A 17976-nucleotide genomic window follows, 5' to 3' on the forward strand; every position below is an offset into this window, starting at 1 on the left:
GCGCAGCGCGTGATCAGGTGTGCGGCCACCCGGCCCACGCCGAGGCCACCATCTCCGGCACATCGCGCTTGGCCGACCAGCCCAGCTCGACGGCGATCCGGTCCGCGGAAGCGACCACGCGGGGCGGATCACCGGCCCGGCGGTCGTGGACGACGGCCGGGACGTCCAGCCCCGTCTCGCGGCTGATCGTGTCGATCATCTCGCGCACCGACACCCCCACCCCGCGCCCGATGTTGAGCGTGAGATCGGTCCCCGGCGCCGCCCCGGCGAGCCGCCGCGCGGCGGCGACATGGGCCTCGGCCAGGTCGGCGACGTGGATGTAGTCGCGGACGCAGGTGCCGTCCGGCGTCGGATAGTCGGCGCCGAAGATGCGCGGCGCCTCCCCGGCGACGAGCCGCTCGAAGACCATCGGGACGATGTTGAAGACCCCGGTGTCGGCCAGCGCGGGCGAGGCGGCGCCCGCCACGTTGAAGTAGCGCAGGGACGCGGTGGCGAGACCGGTGGCCCGGCCCGTCGCCCGGACCAGCCACTCACCGGCCAGCTTCGTCTCGCCGTACGGGGACATCGGCGCGCAGGGCGTGTCCTCGGTGACGAGACCCCCGGTCAGCGCGTCCTCGTCGGGCATCCCGTACACGGCGGCGGAGGAGGAGAACACGAACGCGCGGACCCCGGCGTCCGTCACCGCGCCGAGGAGCACCCGCAGTCCCTCGACGTTCTCCCGGTAGTAGTGCAGCGGCCGCTCCACCGATTCGCCGACCTGCTTCTTGGCCGCGAGGTGGACGACGCCGGTGACGGAGCGCCCGGCGAGGGTGCGGTCCAGGAGCGCCCGGTCCAGGGTCGAGCCGACCACCAGGTCCACGTCGGACGGCACCCGGTCGGCGACACCGGTGGACAAGTCGTCGTAGACGAGCGCCTGTTCGCCCGCCGCGCGCAGCGCGTGCACCACGTGCGCGCCGATGTAGCCGGCTCCGCCGGTGATCAGCCAGGTCATGTCGGAGAGATCCCCTCGTGCAGAGAACGGGTGCAAGGCCCTTGCGTCAGTGAAGCAGGCGGCGGGCCCTGCGCCGTACCACCGACACCACCCCGTGCAGTCCCGGCGCCGTGCGCAGCGCGAGGGCGCCGGAGTGGGTGGCGTACGGCTGGGCGAGCAGCACGCCGTGGCGGCGGCTCGGAACGGCGGTGCGGCGCAGCAGCCCCGGGCCGTGGACGGCGTGGGCGGTGGTGTCGCGGTGACTGCCGTCGGCGAAGCGCAGCCGGAGCCGGATGTCCCAGGTGCCGGAGCCGGTGAGCGCGGAGAGGTCGAGCAGGACCGTCGTCTCCCACTGCTGGCCGGGCAGGGCGGCGACGGCCGCGGTGCGGCGCTGGACGACGGTGCCGCTGCCGCGGTCGACGAGCTCCACGTCGATCGCCCGCGGCCCGGCGTCGGCGACCCGCCCGTACAGCTCGTGCAGGCGCAGGGACAGCCGGGTGCCGCGGGAGGCGGGCCGCAGCTCGCCCTCGACGGCGACCGGGAGCAGATGGACCGGCCGGTGCAGCAGATGGCCGAGCGAGACCTGCGGCAGCTCCGCGGACCAGGCGGGGGTGCCGTCGGGCGCGTACGCGTACGGCGGCAGGAGCCGGGCCGGGCGGGCGGCGAGTTCCTTGACGCGGGGCAGGTCGCGCGGCTCCTCGGTGGCCTGCACGATCCGGCCGACGACCCGGCCCGGCGCGGGCGCGAGCTCGAAGTCGGCGGTGTCGAAGGTCTCCAGGTAGCCGCGGGTCCTGGTCCACCACTCGGCGCGGTACTCGGGTCCGCGCAGATCGAGTTCACGGGCGTACATGCGCAGCGAGTGGTCGAGGAAGTGGGCCCGTGCCGCTCGGGCGAGGCGCTTCTGCTCCGCCCCGAGCAGGATGTCGACGGCCGTGCGATGGGCGTCGAGCCGGGCCTGCCAGTTGTCGATGCAGGCCCGGTCGAGGGAGATCGAGAGCCGGTCGGCGGTGCGGCGCACGTGCCACACGTAGACCGGGTCGGGGACCAGCGCCATGCGCGGCCCGGCGGCCAGCACCCGCGCCGTGAACACGAAGTCCTCGTAGACGAACCGCCCGTCGGGGAAGCGGATGCCGTGGCCGCGCAGGAAGTCCGTCCGGTACAGCTTGTTGACGCACAGCGTGTCCTGGACCAGGCGTCTGCGCCGCGCGGGGTGGGCGACGACGGCGGGCCGCGCGTACAGCTCCGGCTGCCAGGGCGTCTCGCGCCCGGACGGCAGTTCGCGCCGCACGCACAGCCCGGCGGCGACCTGCGCGTCGTGCCGCTCCGCCGCGCCGACGAGCGCGTCCACCGCGCCGGGCGGCAGTTCGTCGTCGCTGTCGAGGAACATCACGTACGGGCGGGTGGCGCGCGCCAGGCCGTCGTTGCGCGGGGTGCCGCAGCCGCCGCTGTTGTGCTCGCGGTGCACGACCGTCAGCCGCGGCTCTTGAGCGGCCAGTTCGTCGAGGAGCGCGCCGCTGCCGTCCGTCGAGCAGTCGTCCACCGCGATGACCTCGGCCACCACCGGGCCCTGGGCGAGGGCCGAGCGCACCGCGCCGGCGACATGGGCGACATCGTCGAAACCGATCACGACGACCGTCACGGCGGGAGGTGGCTGGATTTTCACAGCTGAATCTTAGGTGTTGTTGGTAAATGTCCGGTAAGGTGAAAGTTTTACTCCTTCGTTCCTTTTTTGAGGGAACGGAACGAGACGAAAACCGCTCCGACGAGCAGGGCGTTGCGGGCCGCCGTGACCGCGCAGCCCGTCCAGGTCCCGGCGAGCACGTCCGCGTAGAGCACCGGGTACGTGAGCGAGCTGAGGCCCGCCGCCGCGAGGATCAGCGGGGCCACCCGGGCCTGCGTGGTGTACCGGGAGGTGAGGCAGACGGCGGTGAGCCCGAGCAGCCAGACCAGGTACTGCGGGCTGATGACGCGGCTGGTGACGGTGAACATCAGCACCGCGCACAGGGCCGCGTCGTACGGCGTCGCCTCCGACCACGCACGGGCCCGCGTCCGCCACCACAGCAGCACCCCGAACGCCGCGACGGTGAGCGCCAGCGCGGCCGCCGCGACCAGTTCGACGTGCGGCCCGACCACCTCGAACGCCCCGTACCGGTACCGGACCCGGCCCGGCCAGCCGGCGTGGCGGGCGATCATGAGCGCGGTCCCGCCCAGTGACTCGATCTGCACCCCGCGCCCGCTCTGCCCGCTCAGGAACGACAGCGGCGCGTCGAAGGCGAACGCGAGCAAGAGCAGGAGCGCGGCTCCCGACGCGACGGCCGCCGTCCACGCCTCCTTCGCCGAGCGCCCCCGTGGCACGCCCAGCAGGGTCAGCGCCGGCCAGACCTTCACCAGGGCGCCGAGCGCCGCGAGGACCCCCGCGGTGCGGGGGGAGCGTCCCGCCGACTGGGCCAGCAGGGCGAGCACGGCGAGCGCGGTGACCTGGACGTCGAAGCGGGCCAGCGGGATGTGCAGGAGCAGTGGCAGCCCCGCCACCCACAGCCAGGCGCCGCGCGGCTCCCGGCCGCCACGGGCCAGGACGTACGTGACGAGCGCGTCGGCGGCGAGGGTGAGTGCCACGAACGCGTGGACATAGCCGAGCCGGGGGAGCAGTCCGGGCGCCAGCAGTACCGGACCCGCGCCGGGCGGGTACTGCCAGAGCGGGTCGCCGGACGGGAACGCGCCCCGGGCGAGGATCCCGTACCAGTGCGTGTAGAGCCCGGTCACCTCCCTGGTCACGCCGCCGGTGCCGAGCCCGTCCCACAGCAGGAGCAGGACCATCGCGGCGCGGGTGGCCAGCCAGGTGGCGGGGAGGGCGGCGCGGGCCAGCGGACCCGGGCGGACCCAGGTGGCGAAGACGGGGGCCGGGAGGCTCGGTCTGGTGTCGAGTGTCACGGTTCGGGAGCGTATGTCCCGACTGGTGCATCCCTAAATGTCCGCGCCGTCCGCTGCGCGCGCGTCACCCAGGGTCTGGATCTCCGCGCTGTCCAGCGCCTCGGTCAGGCGGTTGAGGCGGGCCCTCAGGTCGTCCAGCTCGGCCAGGTCGAACCCGGTGGCCGCCCCGATCGCGCGCGGCACCTCGGCCGCCCGCTCCTTCAGGGCGACGCCCGCCGCGGTGAGCGTCACGACCACCGACCGCTCGTCCCGCGCGCTGCGCTCCCGGCGCACCAGGCCGTTCGTCTCCAGGCGCTTGAGCAGCGGCGAGAGGGTGCCCGAGTCGAGCCGCAGCCGCTCGCCGAGCCGCTTGACGGGGAGCCCCGTGCCGCCGGCCTCCCAGAGCGCGAGCATCACCAGGTACTGGGGATAGGTGAGGCCCAGGTCCTTGAGGAGGACGCGGTAGACACCGCCGAACGCGCGCGAGGCGGCGTTCAGCGAGAAGCAGATCTGCCGGTCGAGGCGGAGGTACTCGTCGCGCTGGGTCATGGCTCCAGGGTAATCCTCGGGCGATTCAGTTGTGCACAATTGAATTGCGTGCTCTACTTAGGAACGTAAGAAGTCAGGGACGCGAGAAGGCGGACGCACGAGACCGCCGGACGCATCAGCTCTCGAAGGGCAGGCCCCCCATGGACGCCATCTACACCGCCGTCGCCACCGCCACCCACGGCCGCGAAGGCCGCGCCGTCTCCTCGGACGGCGTCATCGACCTCCAGCTCGGCATGCCCACCGCGATGGGCGGCTCCGGCCAGGGGTCGAACCCGGAGCAGCTCTTCGCCGCCGGTTACGCCGCCTGTTTCGGCAGCGCGCTCGGCCTCGTCGGGCGCGGTGCCAAGGTGGACGTCACCGACGCGGCCGTCACCGCCGAGGTCTCCATCGGCAAGCAGGGCGAGGGCTTCGGCCTCGCGGTCGTGCTCCGCGTGGAGCTGCCGGACACCGTGGACGCCGAGACGGGCCGCAAGCTCGTCGAGCAGGCCCACCAGGTCTGCCCGTACTCGAACGCGACCCGCGGCAACATCGACGTGCAGCTCGTCGTCGAGTAGGCGGGCCGGAGCGGGCGGGCCGGGCAACCGCGTAGGAACGGGTGACGTTGTGCGGCACGTGCCCCGCCGTCACCCGGAATAGTCGGTCTGTCGTACAGGCTCGGCACATGTCGCTGATCACGCACCCCGGGCCGGCACGCGCCCGGGCCCTGGCCGTCGCCGTCCCCGGTGCCGTGGCCCTCCTCCTCGGACTGTGGGGGCTCGACCGGGGGACGATGTGGCGGGACGAGGCGGCCACCGTCATGGCCGCGTCGCGTTCCCTGCCGCAGCTGTGGCGGCTGCTGGGCACGATCGACGCCGTGCACGGCCTGTACTACCTGCTCATGCACTTCCTGCTGCCGCTGCACCCGGGCGAGGTGCTGCTCCGGCTGCCGTCGGTGTGCGGCGCCGCGGCGGCGGCCTGTCTGGTCGCCGCCGTCGGCACCCGGCTGGTCCGCCCCAGGACCGGACTGTGGGCCGGGCTGCTGTACGCCGTCGCGCCGTTCACCCAGTACTACGCGCAGGAGGGCCGCTCCTACGCGCTCGTCGCGGCCGGCGCCGCGGCCGCGACGCTGCTGTGCGTGCGGGCGGTGCGCGAGCCGTCGGGGCGGGCCTGGGCCGCGTACGCCGCGGCCGTCGCCCTGACCGCCTGGCTGCACGAGTTCGCGGTCCTGCTGATCCCCGCGCACGCCGTGACCCTGGCCGTCACCCGGGTGCCGCGGCGCGTGTGGCGCGGCTGGGCCGGGGCCGCCGCGGCCGCCGCCGTCTCGCTGCTGCCGCTGGTCCTGGTGACCCGGGGGCAGAGCGCGCAGGTCGGCTGGATCCGGCGGCCCGACCGCGCCGACGCCGAGGCGCTGCTGCGGACGGCGGCCGGCGGGCACGGGCTGCTGTACGCGGCGACCCTCGCCCTGATCGCGGTCGCCGTCTCCCGCCCCCCTGCCCGCGCCGCGCAGGGGGCGTGCGGCATCGTCGCGACCGCGCTGCCGCTGGCGCTGCTGCCGCCGCTGACCCTGCTGGCGCTCTCCCAGTGGCACCCGATGTACGCGCCGCGCTACGCGTTCTTCGCCTTCGCCGGGGTGCCGCTCCTGGTGGCCGCGGGCGCCGAGGCGCTGGTGTCCCGGGTGCCGCGCCTGGCCCCCGCCGCGACCGCCCCGGCGCTCGCCGGGCTCGGCCTGATCGCGGTCGCCTTCCTCGCGCAGCTCCCGCTCCAGGAGCACCAGCGCTCGGCCCACGCCCGCCGCGACGACCTCGGCGCGGTGGCCCGGATGCTCTCGCGCCAACTGCAGCCGGGGGAGCCGCTGTTGTACGTCCCGAAGACCGGCCGCAAGTACGCCGAGGCCTACCCGGCCTCCGTCGCAGGCACCCGGGACGTGTCCCTGCTGGCCTCCGGCGCCCGCTCCGGAACCCTCTACGGCCGGGACGTCCCCGCCGCCGAACTGCGGGCCCGGATGGCCTGTCTGCCCCGGCTGTGGGTCTACTTCGACGCGGAGGCCGCCCGCCCCGGCTGGCGCTCGCGCACCGCCACCGACGCCGCCAAACTCGACGTGCTGCGCGAGGACTTCAGGACCGTCCGCCAGGACCGCCGGCAGAGCGGCATGGTGCGCCTGTACGAGCGGGTGGGCGGCGCGGCGCCGGGATGCGCGGCGGCCCGGGACGCGGCGGACGGCCCCCGGAATTCGCCTTATCCGACACTTCAGCCGAAGGGGTGATTGCGCCGGGGGCCGGACAACCCCGTTCGTCCCGGGGGAGTTGACCTCGCGCCAAGTTGTCATCTCCGGACGGAGTGATGTCAGTGATGTCGGTGATGTCCATGCATGGGGCCCCCGAACCGATCCCGCCCGCGCGCCCCGTCATCGGGGAGGCCGAGATCGAGGCGGCCGTACGCGTCCTGCGCACCGGCCGCGTCGTCCAGGGGCCCGAAGTGGCCGCGTTCGAGGAGGAGTTCTCCGCACTGGTCGAGGGGCGGTCCTGCGTCGCGGTCAACTCCGGCACCTCCGCACTCCAGTTGACCCTGCTCGCCCTCGGTGTCGGCGGCGGCGACGAGGTGATCGTCCCGTCCTTCTCCTTCGCCGCGACCGCCAACGCCGTCCGCCTGGTCGGCGCCGAACCCGTCTTCGCCGACATCGACCCGCGCACGTACTGCGCCGACCCGGACACCGTCGCCGCACTGGTCGGCCCGCGCACGGCGGCGATCATGCCGGTGCACCTGTACGGGCACCCCGCCGCCACGGACCGCCTGACCCCGATCGCCGAGCGGCACGGCCTCGCCCTCGTCGAGGACGCCTGCCAGGCGCACGGCGCGGCCCTGCACGCCCGGCCGACCGGGGCGCACGGCGTCGCGGGCTGCTTCAGCTTCTACCCGACCAAGAACATGCACGCCCTCGAAGGCGGCATGATCACCACGGCCGACCCCGAACTCGCCCGCACCCTGCGGCTGTTGCGCAACCAGGGGATGGAGCAGCCGTACGTCAACGAGATCGTCGGCGCCAACATGCGGATGACGGACGTGAACGCCGCCGTCGGGCGCGTCCAGCTCGGCCGGCTGACGGAGTGGACCGAGCGGCGCCGCGCCAACGCCAAGCGGCTCGACGCGCTGATCACCTCCGACGCGGTGACCACGCCGTACGTCGCCGACGGCGCCCGGCACGTCTACCACCAGTACACGCTGAGGGTCCCGGAGCGGGACCGGTTCAAGGCGGAGTTGGCCGCGCGGGGCGTGGGCAGCGCCGCCTACTACCCGACGCCGATCCACCGCCTCGCCCCCTTCAGCACCGGCGACCGGCTGCCCGAGACGGACCGGGCGGCCGCCGAGGTGCTGTCGCTGCCGGTCCACCCCGGGGTCACCGACCGCGAGATCGAGCACATCGCGGAAGCCGTCGACTCCGTCGCCGGGAGCCTGCGATGAGCAAGGCACCACTGCGCGCCGGGCTCGTCGGCCTCGGCGCCATGGGCCGCAACCACGCCCGCGTCCTCGGCCTCCTCGGCGGGGTCGACCTCGTCGGCGCGGCGGACCCGGCGGGCGGCGCCCTCGCCGACGGCACCCCGGTCGTGCCGACCCTCGGCGAACTCCTCGCCCTGCGCCCGGACTACGCCGTCGTCGCCTGCCCGACCGCCCTGCACGAAGAGGTCGGCATGACCCTCGCCGCGCACGGCGTCTGCGCCCTGATCGAGAAGCCCCTCGCGCACTCGGTGGTCGCGGCCCGCCGTCTCGTCGACGCCTTCGAGGCGCAGGGCCTGATCGCGGCCGTCGGGCACATCGAGCGCTTCAACCCGGCGCTGCAGAACCTCCGCGCCCGTCTGGAGGCGGGCGAACTCGGCGAGGTCTTCCAGGTCGTCACCCGCCGCCAGGGCCCCTTCCCGCACCGCATCGCCGACGTCGGCGTGGTCAAGGACCTGGCCACGCACGACATCGACCTCACCGGCTGGGTGACGGGGCAGGAGTACGCGTCGGTGTCGGCCCGCACCCTCAGCAAGAGCGGCCGCGCGTACGAGGACATGGTCACCGTCACCGGCGACCTCGCCGACGGCACCCTCGTCAGCCATCTCGTCAACTGGCTCAGTCCGCTCAAGGAACGCTTCACCGCGGTGACGGGGGAGCGCGGCTGCTTCGTCGCGGACACCCTCACGGCGGACCTGACCTACTACGCCAACGGCACCGTCACCACCGAGTGGGAGGCGCTGCGGGCGTTCCGCGGGGTCAGCGAGGGCGACATGATCCGCTACGCGACCCCGAAGCGGGAGCCGCTGCTGGTGGAGCACGAGCGGTTCCGGGACGCCGTGGCGGGCGGCGGCCCGTCCGGCATCGTCACCCTGCGCGAGGGGCTGCGGACGGTGGAGGTCGCCGCGGCCGTCCTGGAGTCGGCCCGGGAGCGGGTGTCCGTCCGGCTGCCGGCCGCCCGCCGGGAGGCGGCGGGGACGTGACCGTCCCTCGACGGTGAGCGCTACCGGGCGGCGGACGCGACCGCGCCGTCCGGCTCCACCGGCCCCGCGGCACGCGGAACCGGTGCCACGCGCCGCACCGGCCGTTCCCGCAGGGCCGCCGGCACGAACGGAAGGCCCAGCGCGACGGGCAGCCACATCAGCACGCCGAGCCGCTCCGCCTCCCCGGCCAGCGGGTGCGCCGCGATCTGCGTGAAGCCGACCAGGGCGACGGCGCAGCAGAGCAGCCCGAGCGCGGGCGAGCACCGGCGCAGCGCCCAGAGAGCCGTCAGGGTGAGCACGAGGAACGTCGGCTGCGCCGCCTGCTCGCCCCACCACCGGCTCCAGAAGGCCGAGTCGAGGTCCCACAGCCGCGCCCACGGGTCCGGGACCGGGGCGCCGGCGAAGTGCACGGTGAAGGTGTCCTGGAGCGTGACGTCGGCGCCCGGCAGCCCCAGCAGGGACACGGCCCCGGCGCTCAGGCAGAACCCCGCCCCGGCGATCCCCGCGGCCCACCAGGAACCGGCGGCGGCCCCACCCGCCCGGACCCGCGCCAGGCCGTGCGCCGTCAGGGCCGCGGCGAGCGCCCCGCACAGCGGCAGCGCGGTCGAGTAGCGGACCAGGAAGCACCCGGCGAGAGCGCCCGCCAGGAGCAGGCCGTACGGAAGCCGCCCCGCCGCACCGCGGACCAGGGCGACCGCGCCCCACGCCGCCGCCAGGACACAGACGAGGACGAGCCCCTCGGTGAGCGGCTGCCGCGCCCACCAGCCCAACGGCGAGGCCAGCAGCGCGACCTGCCCGGCCAGGGCGGCCCTCCGGTCCGCGCCCGCGGCCCGCAGCAGGGCGTACGCCAGCAGCGCGCAGCCCGCCGCCGTCACCAGCCCGTGCGCCCGCAGTCCGTCCGCGAGGCCCAGCGCGGCGGCGAACGGCACGAGGGTCCACGGGTACGCCCACCGGCTCGCGAAGACCGACTGGTACCGGGGGTCGAGGGTGGTGACGTCCCCGGCCCGGCCGTGCTCGCGCAGGCACGCCGCCTCCCGGGCCGCCCGGAAGGGCACCGGCTCCGGCGGCCGGGGCCGCAGCGCCGCCTCGCGCGCCGCCCGCTCCGCGCGGTCCGCGCAGAACGGGGCGAGCGCGGCGGCGTAGGCGTCGGACCGCCCGGCGCCCAGGTGCTGTGCGGCGGCGCGGGCGTATCGGGTGGAGTCGGGCCAGACCGTGGACGGGGTGCCCACGGCCACCTGGAGCAGGACGTAGACGAGGGGGATCAGCAGGGGGAGCAGGGCGTGCCGCGGACGCGGACACCGGAGGACCTTCATGGGGGCGACTCCCGGGAGCGGGGACCGGACGGCACCGTGGTCCAACGAGCGCGGGCGGCGCCGCGGACTGCTCCACACGAGTGAGGCCACGTTGCCCGGCTCGGCGGCCGGTCGTTCACCCGGACGGAGGCGGGTCCGCGGTGTGGGCCCCTTCGGCAGCCCCGTCCCCGATCGGAGTCAACGAGTCATGCGCATCTGTGTCGTAGCCCTCGGCAAGATCGGTCTTCCGCTGGCCGTCCAGTTCGCGTCCAAGGGCCACGAGGTCCTCGGCACGGACGTCGACGAGCGGGTGGTGACCCTCGTGAACGACGGGGCGGAGCCCTTCCCCGGCGAGCACGGACTCGACGTGCGCCTGAAGAAGGCGGTGGCCGACGGCAGGCTGAGCGCCACGACGGACACGGCGTCCGCCGTCGCGGTCTCCGAGGCCGTCGTCCTGGTCGTCCCGCTGTTCGTCGACGCCGACGGCACCCCCGACTTCGCCCGGATGGACGCCGCCACCCGCGACGTCGCCGAGGGGCTGCGGCCCGGCACCCTCGTCAGCTACGAGACGACGCTCCCCGTCGGCACGACCCGCACCCGCTGGGCGACGATGCTGGAGGAGCTCTCCGGGCTGCGCGCGGGCCGCGACTTCAGCCTGGTGTTCAGCCCCGAACGGGTCCTGACCGGGCGGGTCTTCAGCGACCTGCGGCGCTATCCGAAGCTGGTCGGCGGCGTCGACGTGGCCTCCGCCCGCGCGGGCGTCGACTTCTACGAGTCCGTCCTCGACTTCGACGTGCGCGACGACCTGCCCCGCCCCAACGGCGTCTGGGACCTGGGCTCGGCCGAGGCCGCGGAACTGGCCAAGCTCGCCGAGACGACGTACCGCGACGTGAACATCGGCCTGGCGAACCAGTTCGCGCGGTACGCGGACAGCGCCGGGATCGACGTCCTGCGGGTCATCGAGGCCTGCAACTCCCAGCCCTACAGCCACATCCACCAGCCGGGCATCGCGGTCGGCGGACACTGCATCCCCGTCTATCCGCGGATGTACCTGTGGAACGACCCCGGGGCGAGCGTCGTCCGCGCCGCGCGCGAGGCCAATGCCGCGATGCCCGGGTACGCCGTCACCCGGCTCGCCGAGGCGTACGGGACGCTGGCCGGAGCCGAGGTCCTGGTGCTCGGCGCCGCGTACCGGGGCGGCGTCAAGGAGACCGCGTTCTCCGGGGTGTTCGGCGTGGTCGGCGCCCTCCGCTCGGCCGGAGCCGTGCCCTGCGTCAGCGACCCGCTGTACTCCGCCGAGGAGCTGGCCGCCCTGGGCCTCACCCCGTACGCGGGCCAGCAGGTGACGGCCGCCGTGGTCCAGGCCGACCACGCCGAGTACCGGGAGACGGGCGTCGCCGACTTCCCCGGCGTACGGGTCCTGGTCGACGGCCGCCGGATCACCGACCCGGCCCGCTGGCCCGGGGTCCGCCGGATCGTGCTGGGCGCGCCCGCGCCCGCGTGAGCGTTCAGTCGCCGAGGGCGAGCCGCACGCCGAACGCGGCGATCACCGTCCCGGTCACCCGGTGCCACCGGGCTCAGGCCTCGGTGAGGCGGCCCGGCGCCGGCTCCTCGTAGCGGGCGCCGGTGCGCGGGCACTGCCAGGTGCCGGGCGCGACCTCGTCGAGCCGCTCACCGGCCCGCCCCACCCAGCCGATCCACCGCGCGGGCACCCCGGCCACCAGCGCGAAGTCCGGGACGTCCCGGGTCACGACCGCGCCCGCCGCGACCATCGCCCAGCGGCCCACGCGGACCGGCGCCACGCACACCGCGCGCGCCCCGAGCGACGCGCCCTCCGCCACCGTCACCCCGACCGGCTCCCAGTCGGCGGCGCCCTTCGCCCGGCCGTGCGGGTCGACGGCGCGCGGGGTGCGGTCGTTGGTGAGGACCACGGCGGGCCCGACGAACACCCCGTCGGCCAGGGTCGCCGGCTCGTACACCAGGGCGTAGTTCTGGATCTTGACGTGCGCGCCGACGCGGACGCCCGTCCCGAGGTAGGCGCCGCGGCCCACGACACAGCCCTCGCCGAGCCGGGCGCCCTCGCGGATCTGCGCCAACTCCCAGACCCGGGTGCCGGATCCGAGGGTCGCGGACTCGTGCACCTGGGCGCCGTCGGCGATGCGGACTGAGGGGGCGGGAACGTTCGTGGTCGTCATGGACTGTGCAACGAGTGACGTGCGCCGTCGTTTGCACCACATGCAGAACATTCCCGGCCGCGCGCCGGACGCCACGGACCCTCCGGACGGCTCTGGCGTCCCGGACGTCAGTGTCGTCGTCGCCGTCTACAACACGATGCCGTACCTCACGCGGTGCCTGACCTCGCTCGTCGGGCAGAGCATCGGGACGGGCCGCATCGAGATCGTCGCCGTGGACGACGGGTCGAGCGACGGCAGCGGCGCGGAACTCGAACGGTTCGCCCGGCTCCACCCCGGCGTCCTCACCGTCGTCCACCAGGCCAACTCGGGCGGCCCGGCGGCCCCCAGCAACCGTGCGCTCGACCTCGCGCGCGGCCGGTACGTGCTCTTCGTCGGCGCCGACGACCACCTGGGCCCCGAGGCCCTGGAGCGCATGGTGGCCGCCGCCGACCGGCTCGGCTCCGACATCGTGCTCGGCAGGATGGTCGGCGTGAACGGCCGCTGGGTGTCGCAGGCCGTCTACGCCGAGAGCCGCGACGAGGTGACGCTGTACGAGTCCGCGCTGCCCTGGGCGCTGTCCAACACCAAGCTGTTCCGGCGGGAGTTGATCGAGGAGCACGGGCTGCGGTTCGCCGAGGACCTGCCGGTGCTGAGCGACCAGCCGTTCACCCTGGAGGCCTGCTTCCGGGCCGGGCGGATCACCGTGCTCGCCGACTACGACTACTACTTCGCGGTGCGCCGCGACGACGAGACCAACGCCACCGTCTCCTTCCGCGCCCTGGACCGGCTCACCGGCACCCGGCGGCTGTTCGAGCTGACCCGGCGGATGGCCGGGCCCGGGCGCGGCCGCGAGTGGATCCACCAGCGCCACTTCACCTGGGAGGTGGCGCGGCTGATCAGCCCCGAGTTCCTGCGGCTCGGCGCCGACGAGCAGCGGCAGGTGTGCGACGGGGTCGGCGCGCTGTACCGCGACTACGCGAGCCCGTACGCCCTGAAGAAGCTGTCGGACCGGCAGCGGCTGATCCTGAAGCTCGCGGGGAAGGGCCATGTCGACGCCGTGCGGGGCGTGTTGACGAGCGAGGGCCACGGCGGGCCGCCCGTCGTCGTCGACGACGAGCGGGCCTACGCGGGCTACCCGTGCTTCCGCGACCCCGGACTCGGCCTGCCGGACGCCTGGTTCGACATCACCGAGGTCACCCGCACCCGGTTCGCGGAGCAGGAGTTCACCCCGGCCGAGACGCGGCTGACCGAGACCGGCCTGGAGATCGTGGCCCGCAGCTCGCTCGCCGACCTCGCGGACTTCGGCGCGGGCGTGGTGCGCGCCGAGACCGCCCTGGAGCGGTCCGGCGAGCGGGTGGTGAAGGCCTACGACGCGGCGGTGGCCGCCGACGGCGACGGCAGCGTCGTCCGGTTCACGCTGCCGCTGAGCGAACTGTTCCCGCACAAGGACGCGCCCTGGGAGCGGTGGAGCGTGCGCCTGGTCGCGAGCGCGCTCGGCGAGAGCCCCGAGGTGCCGGTCGCCCCGCTGCCCACGGAGGCCCGGGTGCCCCGGCCGCGCCGGCACCGGATGCGCCCCTACGGCGTCGGTGTCGCCACCCCGGGCGCGAGCGAGCTGCGGATCACCGTGCGCCAGCTTCCGGTGCGCGAGCTGCTGCGGGCACGGTCCTGATCACCCAGGTGGTCCAGCACAAGTGACCGAACCGGCGCTGCGGTGTTGGTCAGTGGATGAAGATCTTGCTGCGCCCTCCCACGGCGACCGCTCTGACCGCATGGACGGCCCTGGTCCGTCCCGCCTCCCCCCGGGTGCCCGCCGCCCGCCGTCCCGGTGCCCCGCCGGGCGGCGGGCCCGCGCGCCGGGCCGTCCCCGCCGCCGTCCTCGCCGGCACCGCGCTCGTCGGGCTGCGGGCCGCCTCGCTCGGCCAGTGGATCGTCGACGACGCCGCCGTCACCTTCGCCTACGTCCGCAGCGTCGGCGAGGGCCTCGGCCCGGTCCAGCAGGCCGGGTCCGCGCCCGTCGAGGGGTACTCCAACCCCGCGTGGCTGCTGCTCCTGCTCATCGGGCGGACCCTGCGCCTCTTCGACCGGGGCGGCTGGGCGGGCGTGAGCGACCTCGCGCTCTTCCCGAAGGCGCTCGCCCTGCTCTGTGTCGCGGGCACCCTCGCCTGCGTCGGGGGAGTGGCCCGCGCGGCCCTCCCGCGCCGCGCCTGGCTGGTGGTCCTGGCCACGGGGGCGCTGCTCGCCGCCAACCTCAGTTACGTGGTGTGGTGCTTCTCCGGCCTGGAGAACTCCCTGTACGGGCTGTGCGCCGCCGCGCTCGCCCTGGTCCTGGTGCGGGGCGGCGGCCCCAAGGGTGCCTGCGCCGCCGCCGGGATCACCCTGCTCGCCGCGCTCACCCGCCCCGACGGCGCCGTCCTCGCCGCCGCCTACCCGGTGGCCGTCCTGCTGCTGCGCCGCCCGCGCGCGGTGCGGCTCGCGGCCCTCAACTGCGCGCTGTTCGGGACCGGTTACGGGGCCTTCCTGCTGTGGCGGCACGCCGTCTTCGGGCTGTGGGTGCCCAACACGGCCGTCGCCAAGGCCCAGCAGCCGCCGGTCCTCGCCGACCTGGCGAAGGTCGGGGAGCTGATCGGGTACGCGGGCTGGGCGCTCGTCCTCGTCTGCGCGGGCTGTGCCGGGCTCGTCCTCGGCCGGCCCGGTCCCGCCCGCCGCGTCCTCGGCCTGCTGTGCCTGCCGCTCACGCTCGCCCTCCTCGCGTTCGGGGCGCTCGCGCCGGACTGGATGCCGCTGTACCGGTTCGCCACCCCGGTGTGGGTGCTCGGCTCGGCCGTCGCCGCGCTCGCCGTCACCGCCGCCTGCGGCGAGGCGCCGGTGCGGGCCCGCGCCCTCGTCGCGTGCGCGCTCGGCGGGGCGCTCACCCTGTCGCTGGCCGGACAGGACGTGCGCGACCGGGAGTTCACCGCCGAGCCGACCCTGTCCATGTGCTGGGTCGCCGACCGCTACGGCCGCCTCTTCGACGCGTACGCCGACCGGCTCGGCCTGCGTCCCGGCGCCACCGCCGCCCTGCCCGACCTCGGCGGCACCCTCCTCACCAGCAGGCTGAGGGTCGTCGACGTCGCCGGGCTCACCGACCGGCGGATCGCCGACGCGTACGCGGCCCACGACCGGGCCGCGCTCACCGGCTATCTGCTGAACGAGGTGCGGCCCGAACTCCTCCACGTCCACGCCGCCTGGCCCGGCCGCTCCGGGCTGACCGCCCAGCGGCTGACCGACGCCGGGTACGTGCGCCTGTACCGGGAGGGGAACGGCGGCGACTGGGTGCGGGCCACCGCCGTTCCCGGCGGCGTCGCGCGCATCGCCGCCGTGCGGACCTGGGCGAAGCCCCGCGTCGACCGCATGCGGCACGCCAAGCACCACCTGCGCGGCGAGCTCGGCGACTGCGGCGCCCGGCTCGTGCCCGGACCGTCCGTCGCCCGGGCCGCCGCCACGGAGGTCCCGCCGCCGCGGCCCGCGCCGCCCGGCCCCGTCGTCCCCGCGCGGCCCATCCCGCTGGCCCCCTCGCACGCCCCGGCCGCGCCCGCGCCCGCCGTCGCACGGGAGGCGTGATGACCAGCGCCCTGCTGCCGTCCCAGCCGACGCTGCGGCCGCGTGCCGCCGTGCCGCGCGCCGACCGGCTCGACTCGCTCACCGGGCTGCGCTTCCTCGCCGCGCTCGCCGTGTTCACCCACCACTTCACCGGCGCGAGCCCGTCCGGCGGCGTCGCCCACACACCGGCCCTCTTCCCGTACTCGACCATGGGCGTCAACGGCGTCGGGTTCTTCTTCGTGCTGTCCGGCTTCCTGCTGGCGTGGGGGCACCGCTCCGGGACACCGGCGAAGACCTTCTACTGGCGGCGCGCCGGGCGGGTCCTGCCGCTGCACCTCGCCGCCACCCTTCCCTGCCTGTGGGTGTTCCACCTGTGGGGCGGGGTGCCGTGGGACCTGCCCAGCTTCCTCGCCTCGCTGGTGCTCGTGCAGACCTGGTTCCCCGGCGTCGTCCCGATGTTCCCGGGCAACGGCGTGTCCTGGACGCTCAGCGTCGAGGCCTTCTTCTACCTGCTGTTCCCGTTCGTGATCCGCGTCGCCTACCGGCTGCGCACCCGCACCCTGTTCGCCCTGTGCGCCGCCGGGCTGCTCGCCATGTGGGGCGTCGGGTTCTGGGCCGCCACCCACCTCTCCGCCTTCTCCGGAGAGTGGCTGATGCGGCTTCCGGTGACGCGGCTCCCGGAGTTCGCGCTCGGGACGACTCTGGCGCTCGCGGTGGGGCGCGGACTGCGGATCCCGGTGCGGCCGGGACCGCTGGCCGCCGCCTTCGCCGCGTACACCGTCGTCTACGCCCATCGCGGCGACTGGTTCGGACCGGGCGTCGTCCAGCAATTCGACTGCTCGGTAAGGCCGTTGGTCGCCCTGTTCTCCGGCCTCCTGATCGTCGCGTGCGTGCGGCGGGAGCGCGACGGGGTGCGCGGCTGGCTGTGCGCGCCGCTGATGGTGCGGCTCGGCGCGTGGTCGTACGCGTTCTATCTGCTGCACCAGACGGTGAACCGGTACGTCCTCGACCACTGGGGACGCGCGGCACCGGGCGACCAGAACGTGTTCACCCTCATCGGGGTCGCCACCGTCGTCGTCGCCCTGTCCTGGGCCGCGTACACCTACGTCGAGGAGCCGGCCCGGCGCTGGTGGTACCGCCGTCAACCCACATAGCGTGACGGAGGGTTGACGCATCGTGACAGGAAGGGTGAATTGCGCGTAGTGTCCGGCCCCATGGCATGGAAGAACGCAGTCAACGGCGCCCTCCGTACCCTGACCGGATACCAGCTGACCCGTCCCCTCGTACCCGCCCCGCGCGTCGTCGCGCAGCCCGCACCGGCGGCGCCCGCGCGGCCCGAGGGACTCAGACTCCCGGCCGACTACGACGACGAGGCGAAGGAGATCATCCGCGCGGTGAAGCCGTGGACCATGACGTCCCCGGAACGGCTGAACGCGTTCGTCCTCGCCACCCGGCACGTCGTCAAGCACGGCATCCCCGGCGACATCGTCGAGTGCGGGGTGTGGCGCGGCGGCTCGATGCAGGCCTGTGCCAGGGCGCTGCTCGGCTGCGGCACCACCGACCGCGACCTGTACCTCTTCGACACCTTCGACGGCATGACCCCGCCCACCGACGAGGACCTGCGGCGCGACGGCACCCCCGCCTCCGACATCCTCGCCCGCAACTCCAAGGACAAGGCGATCTGGGCGTACGCGACCCTCGACGACGTCACCTCCGGCCTCCGGCAGGTGCCCTACCCCGAGGAGCGCGTCCACTTCGTCCGCGGCAAGGTCGAGGAGACCGTGCCCGGCCGGGCCCCGGAGCGGATCGCGGTGCTGCGCCTCGACACCGACTGGTACGCCTCCACCAAGCACGAACTCGACCACCTCTACGACCGGTTGGTCCCCGGCGGCGTGCTGCTCATCGACGACTACGGCTACTGGGACGGCTCCCGCCAGGCCGTCGACGAGTTCCTGGAGGAGACCGGCGAACGACTGCTCCTGCTCCGCATGGACGAGGGGCGGATCGCCGTCAAACCGTGAGGCGGCCCGGCACCCGGGCCCCTCGAA

The 17976-nt window shown here is 74.8% G+C and carries 15 protein-coding genes; 9 read left to right on the forward strand and 6 right to left on the reverse strand.

Annotation, left to right across the window (positions count from 1 at the left end):
* Window positions 1-13 precede the first annotated feature (13 nt).
* From galE to ABT127_RS24135, 4 genes are read right to left on the reverse strand one after another with little or no spacing between them, the layout of a single operon-like run.
* Window positions 14-991, reverse strand: coding sequence for a UDP-glucose 4-epimerase GalE (galE, locus tag ABT127_RS24120; RefSeq protein WP_351453655.1), 978 nt, complete (start codon window positions 989-991; stop codon window positions 14-16).
* Between the two features lie 46 nt (window positions 992-1037).
* Window positions 1038-2633, reverse strand: a complete 1596-nt coding sequence (locus ABT127_RS24125) for a glycosyltransferase family 2 protein (protein WP_502971771.1) — start codon at window positions 2631-2633, stop codon at window positions 1038-1040.
* A 47-nt stretch (window positions 2634-2680) separates the two neighbouring features.
* Window positions 2681-3901, reverse strand: coding sequence for a glycosyltransferase 87 family protein (locus ABT127_RS24130; protein WP_351453657.1), 1221 nt, complete (start codon window positions 3899-3901; stop codon window positions 2681-2683).
* Between the two features lie 33 nt (window positions 3902-3934).
* A complete protein-coding gene (locus tag ABT127_RS24135; RefSeq protein WP_351453659.1) occupies window positions 3935-4429 on the reverse strand; it encodes a MarR family winged helix-turn-helix transcriptional regulator in 495 nt (164 codons plus the stop codon).
* 140 nt (window positions 4430-4569) lie between these two features.
* Here ABT127_RS24135 and ABT127_RS24140 point away from each other — a divergent pair, with 140 nt between their 5' ends.
* From ABT127_RS24140 to ABT127_RS24155, 4 genes are all read left to right on the forward strand, one after another.
* Window positions 4570-4983 carry an organic hydroperoxide resistance protein gene (locus ABT127_RS24140; RefSeq protein ID WP_351453662.1) on the forward strand — a complete coding sequence of 138 codons (414 nt, stop codon included), beginning with the start codon at window positions 4570-4572 and terminating at the stop codon, window positions 4981-4983.
* Between the two features lie 107 nt (window positions 4984-5090).
* Window positions 5091-6671, forward strand: coding sequence for a glycosyltransferase family 39 protein (locus tag ABT127_RS24145; protein ID WP_351453665.1), 1581 nt, complete (start codon window positions 5091-5093; stop codon window positions 6669-6671).
* Window positions 6672-6772: 101 nt separating this feature from the next.
* Complete coding sequence (locus ABT127_RS24150) at window positions 6773-7867, forward strand: DegT/DnrJ/EryC1/StrS family aminotransferase (RefSeq protein ID WP_502971773.1); 1095 nt, start codon at window positions 6773-6775, stop codon at window positions 7865-7867.
* Window positions 7864-8883 (forward strand): Gfo/Idh/MocA family protein, encoded by a 1020-nt coding sequence (locus ABT127_RS24155; RefSeq protein WP_351453670.1) that lies wholly within the window; start codon window positions 7864-7866, stop codon window positions 8881-8883. The genes ABT127_RS24150 and ABT127_RS24155 overlap by 4 nt, the downstream gene beginning before the upstream one ends.
* 20 nt (window positions 8884-8903) lie before the next feature.
* On the opposite strand, the gene ABT127_RS24160 is transcribed toward ABT127_RS24155, so the two are convergent.
* Window positions 8904-10196, reverse strand: a complete 1293-nt coding sequence (locus ABT127_RS24160; protein WP_351453673.1) for a hypothetical protein — start codon at window positions 10194-10196, stop codon at window positions 8904-8906.
* A 187-nt stretch (window positions 10197-10383) separates the two neighbouring features.
* Here ABT127_RS24160 and ABT127_RS24165 point away from each other — a divergent pair, with 187 nt between their 5' ends.
* Entirely contained in the window at window positions 10384-11679 is a 1296-nt protein-coding gene (locus ABT127_RS24165; protein ID WP_351453676.1) for a nucleotide sugar dehydrogenase, read from the forward strand.
* Window positions 11680-11752: 73 nt separating this feature from the next.
* Here the strand turns inward: ABT127_RS24165 and ABT127_RS24170 are convergent, their stop codons facing one another.
* On the reverse strand, window positions 11753-12370 hold the full coding sequence (locus ABT127_RS24170; protein WP_351453679.1) for an acyltransferase: 618 nt from the start codon (window positions 12368-12370) through the stop codon (window positions 11753-11755).
* A 40-nt stretch (window positions 12371-12410) separates the two neighbouring features.
* Here ABT127_RS24170 and ABT127_RS24175 point away from each other — a divergent pair, with 40 nt between their 5' ends.
* Genes ABT127_RS24175 through ABT127_RS24190 form a run of 4 tightly spaced genes read left to right on the forward strand, consistent with a single transcriptional unit; the run spans window position 12411 to window position 17949 of the window.
* Window positions 12411-14018, forward strand: a complete 1608-nt coding sequence (locus tag ABT127_RS24175) for a glycosyltransferase family 2 protein (protein ID WP_351453682.1) — start codon at window positions 12411-12413, stop codon at window positions 14016-14018.
* A gap of 56 nt (window positions 14019-14074) precedes the next feature.
* The gene (locus ABT127_RS24180) at window positions 14075-15949 is read left to right on the forward strand and encodes a hypothetical protein (protein ID WP_351453685.1); all 1875 of its coding nucleotides are present in this window, start codon (window positions 14075-14077) and stop codon (window positions 15947-15949) included.
* The gene (locus ABT127_RS24185; protein WP_351453688.1) at window positions 15949-17082 is read left to right on the forward strand and encodes an acyltransferase family protein; all 1134 of its coding nucleotides are present in this window, start codon (window positions 15949-15951) and stop codon (window positions 17080-17082) included. The genes ABT127_RS24180 and ABT127_RS24185 overlap by 1 nt, the downstream gene beginning before the upstream one ends.
* 60 nt (window positions 17083-17142) lie before the next feature.
* Window positions 17143-17949, forward strand: a complete 807-nt coding sequence (locus ABT127_RS24190) for a TylF/MycF/NovP-related O-methyltransferase (RefSeq protein ID WP_351453691.1) — start codon at window positions 17143-17145, stop codon at window positions 17947-17949.
* Window positions 17950-17976 lie beyond the last annotated feature (27 nt).

The organism is Streptomyces sp. NPDC001904, from assembly GCF_040297005.1.
Taxonomy (GTDB): domain Bacteria; phylum Actinomycetota; class Actinomycetes; order Streptomycetales; family Streptomycetaceae; genus Streptomyces.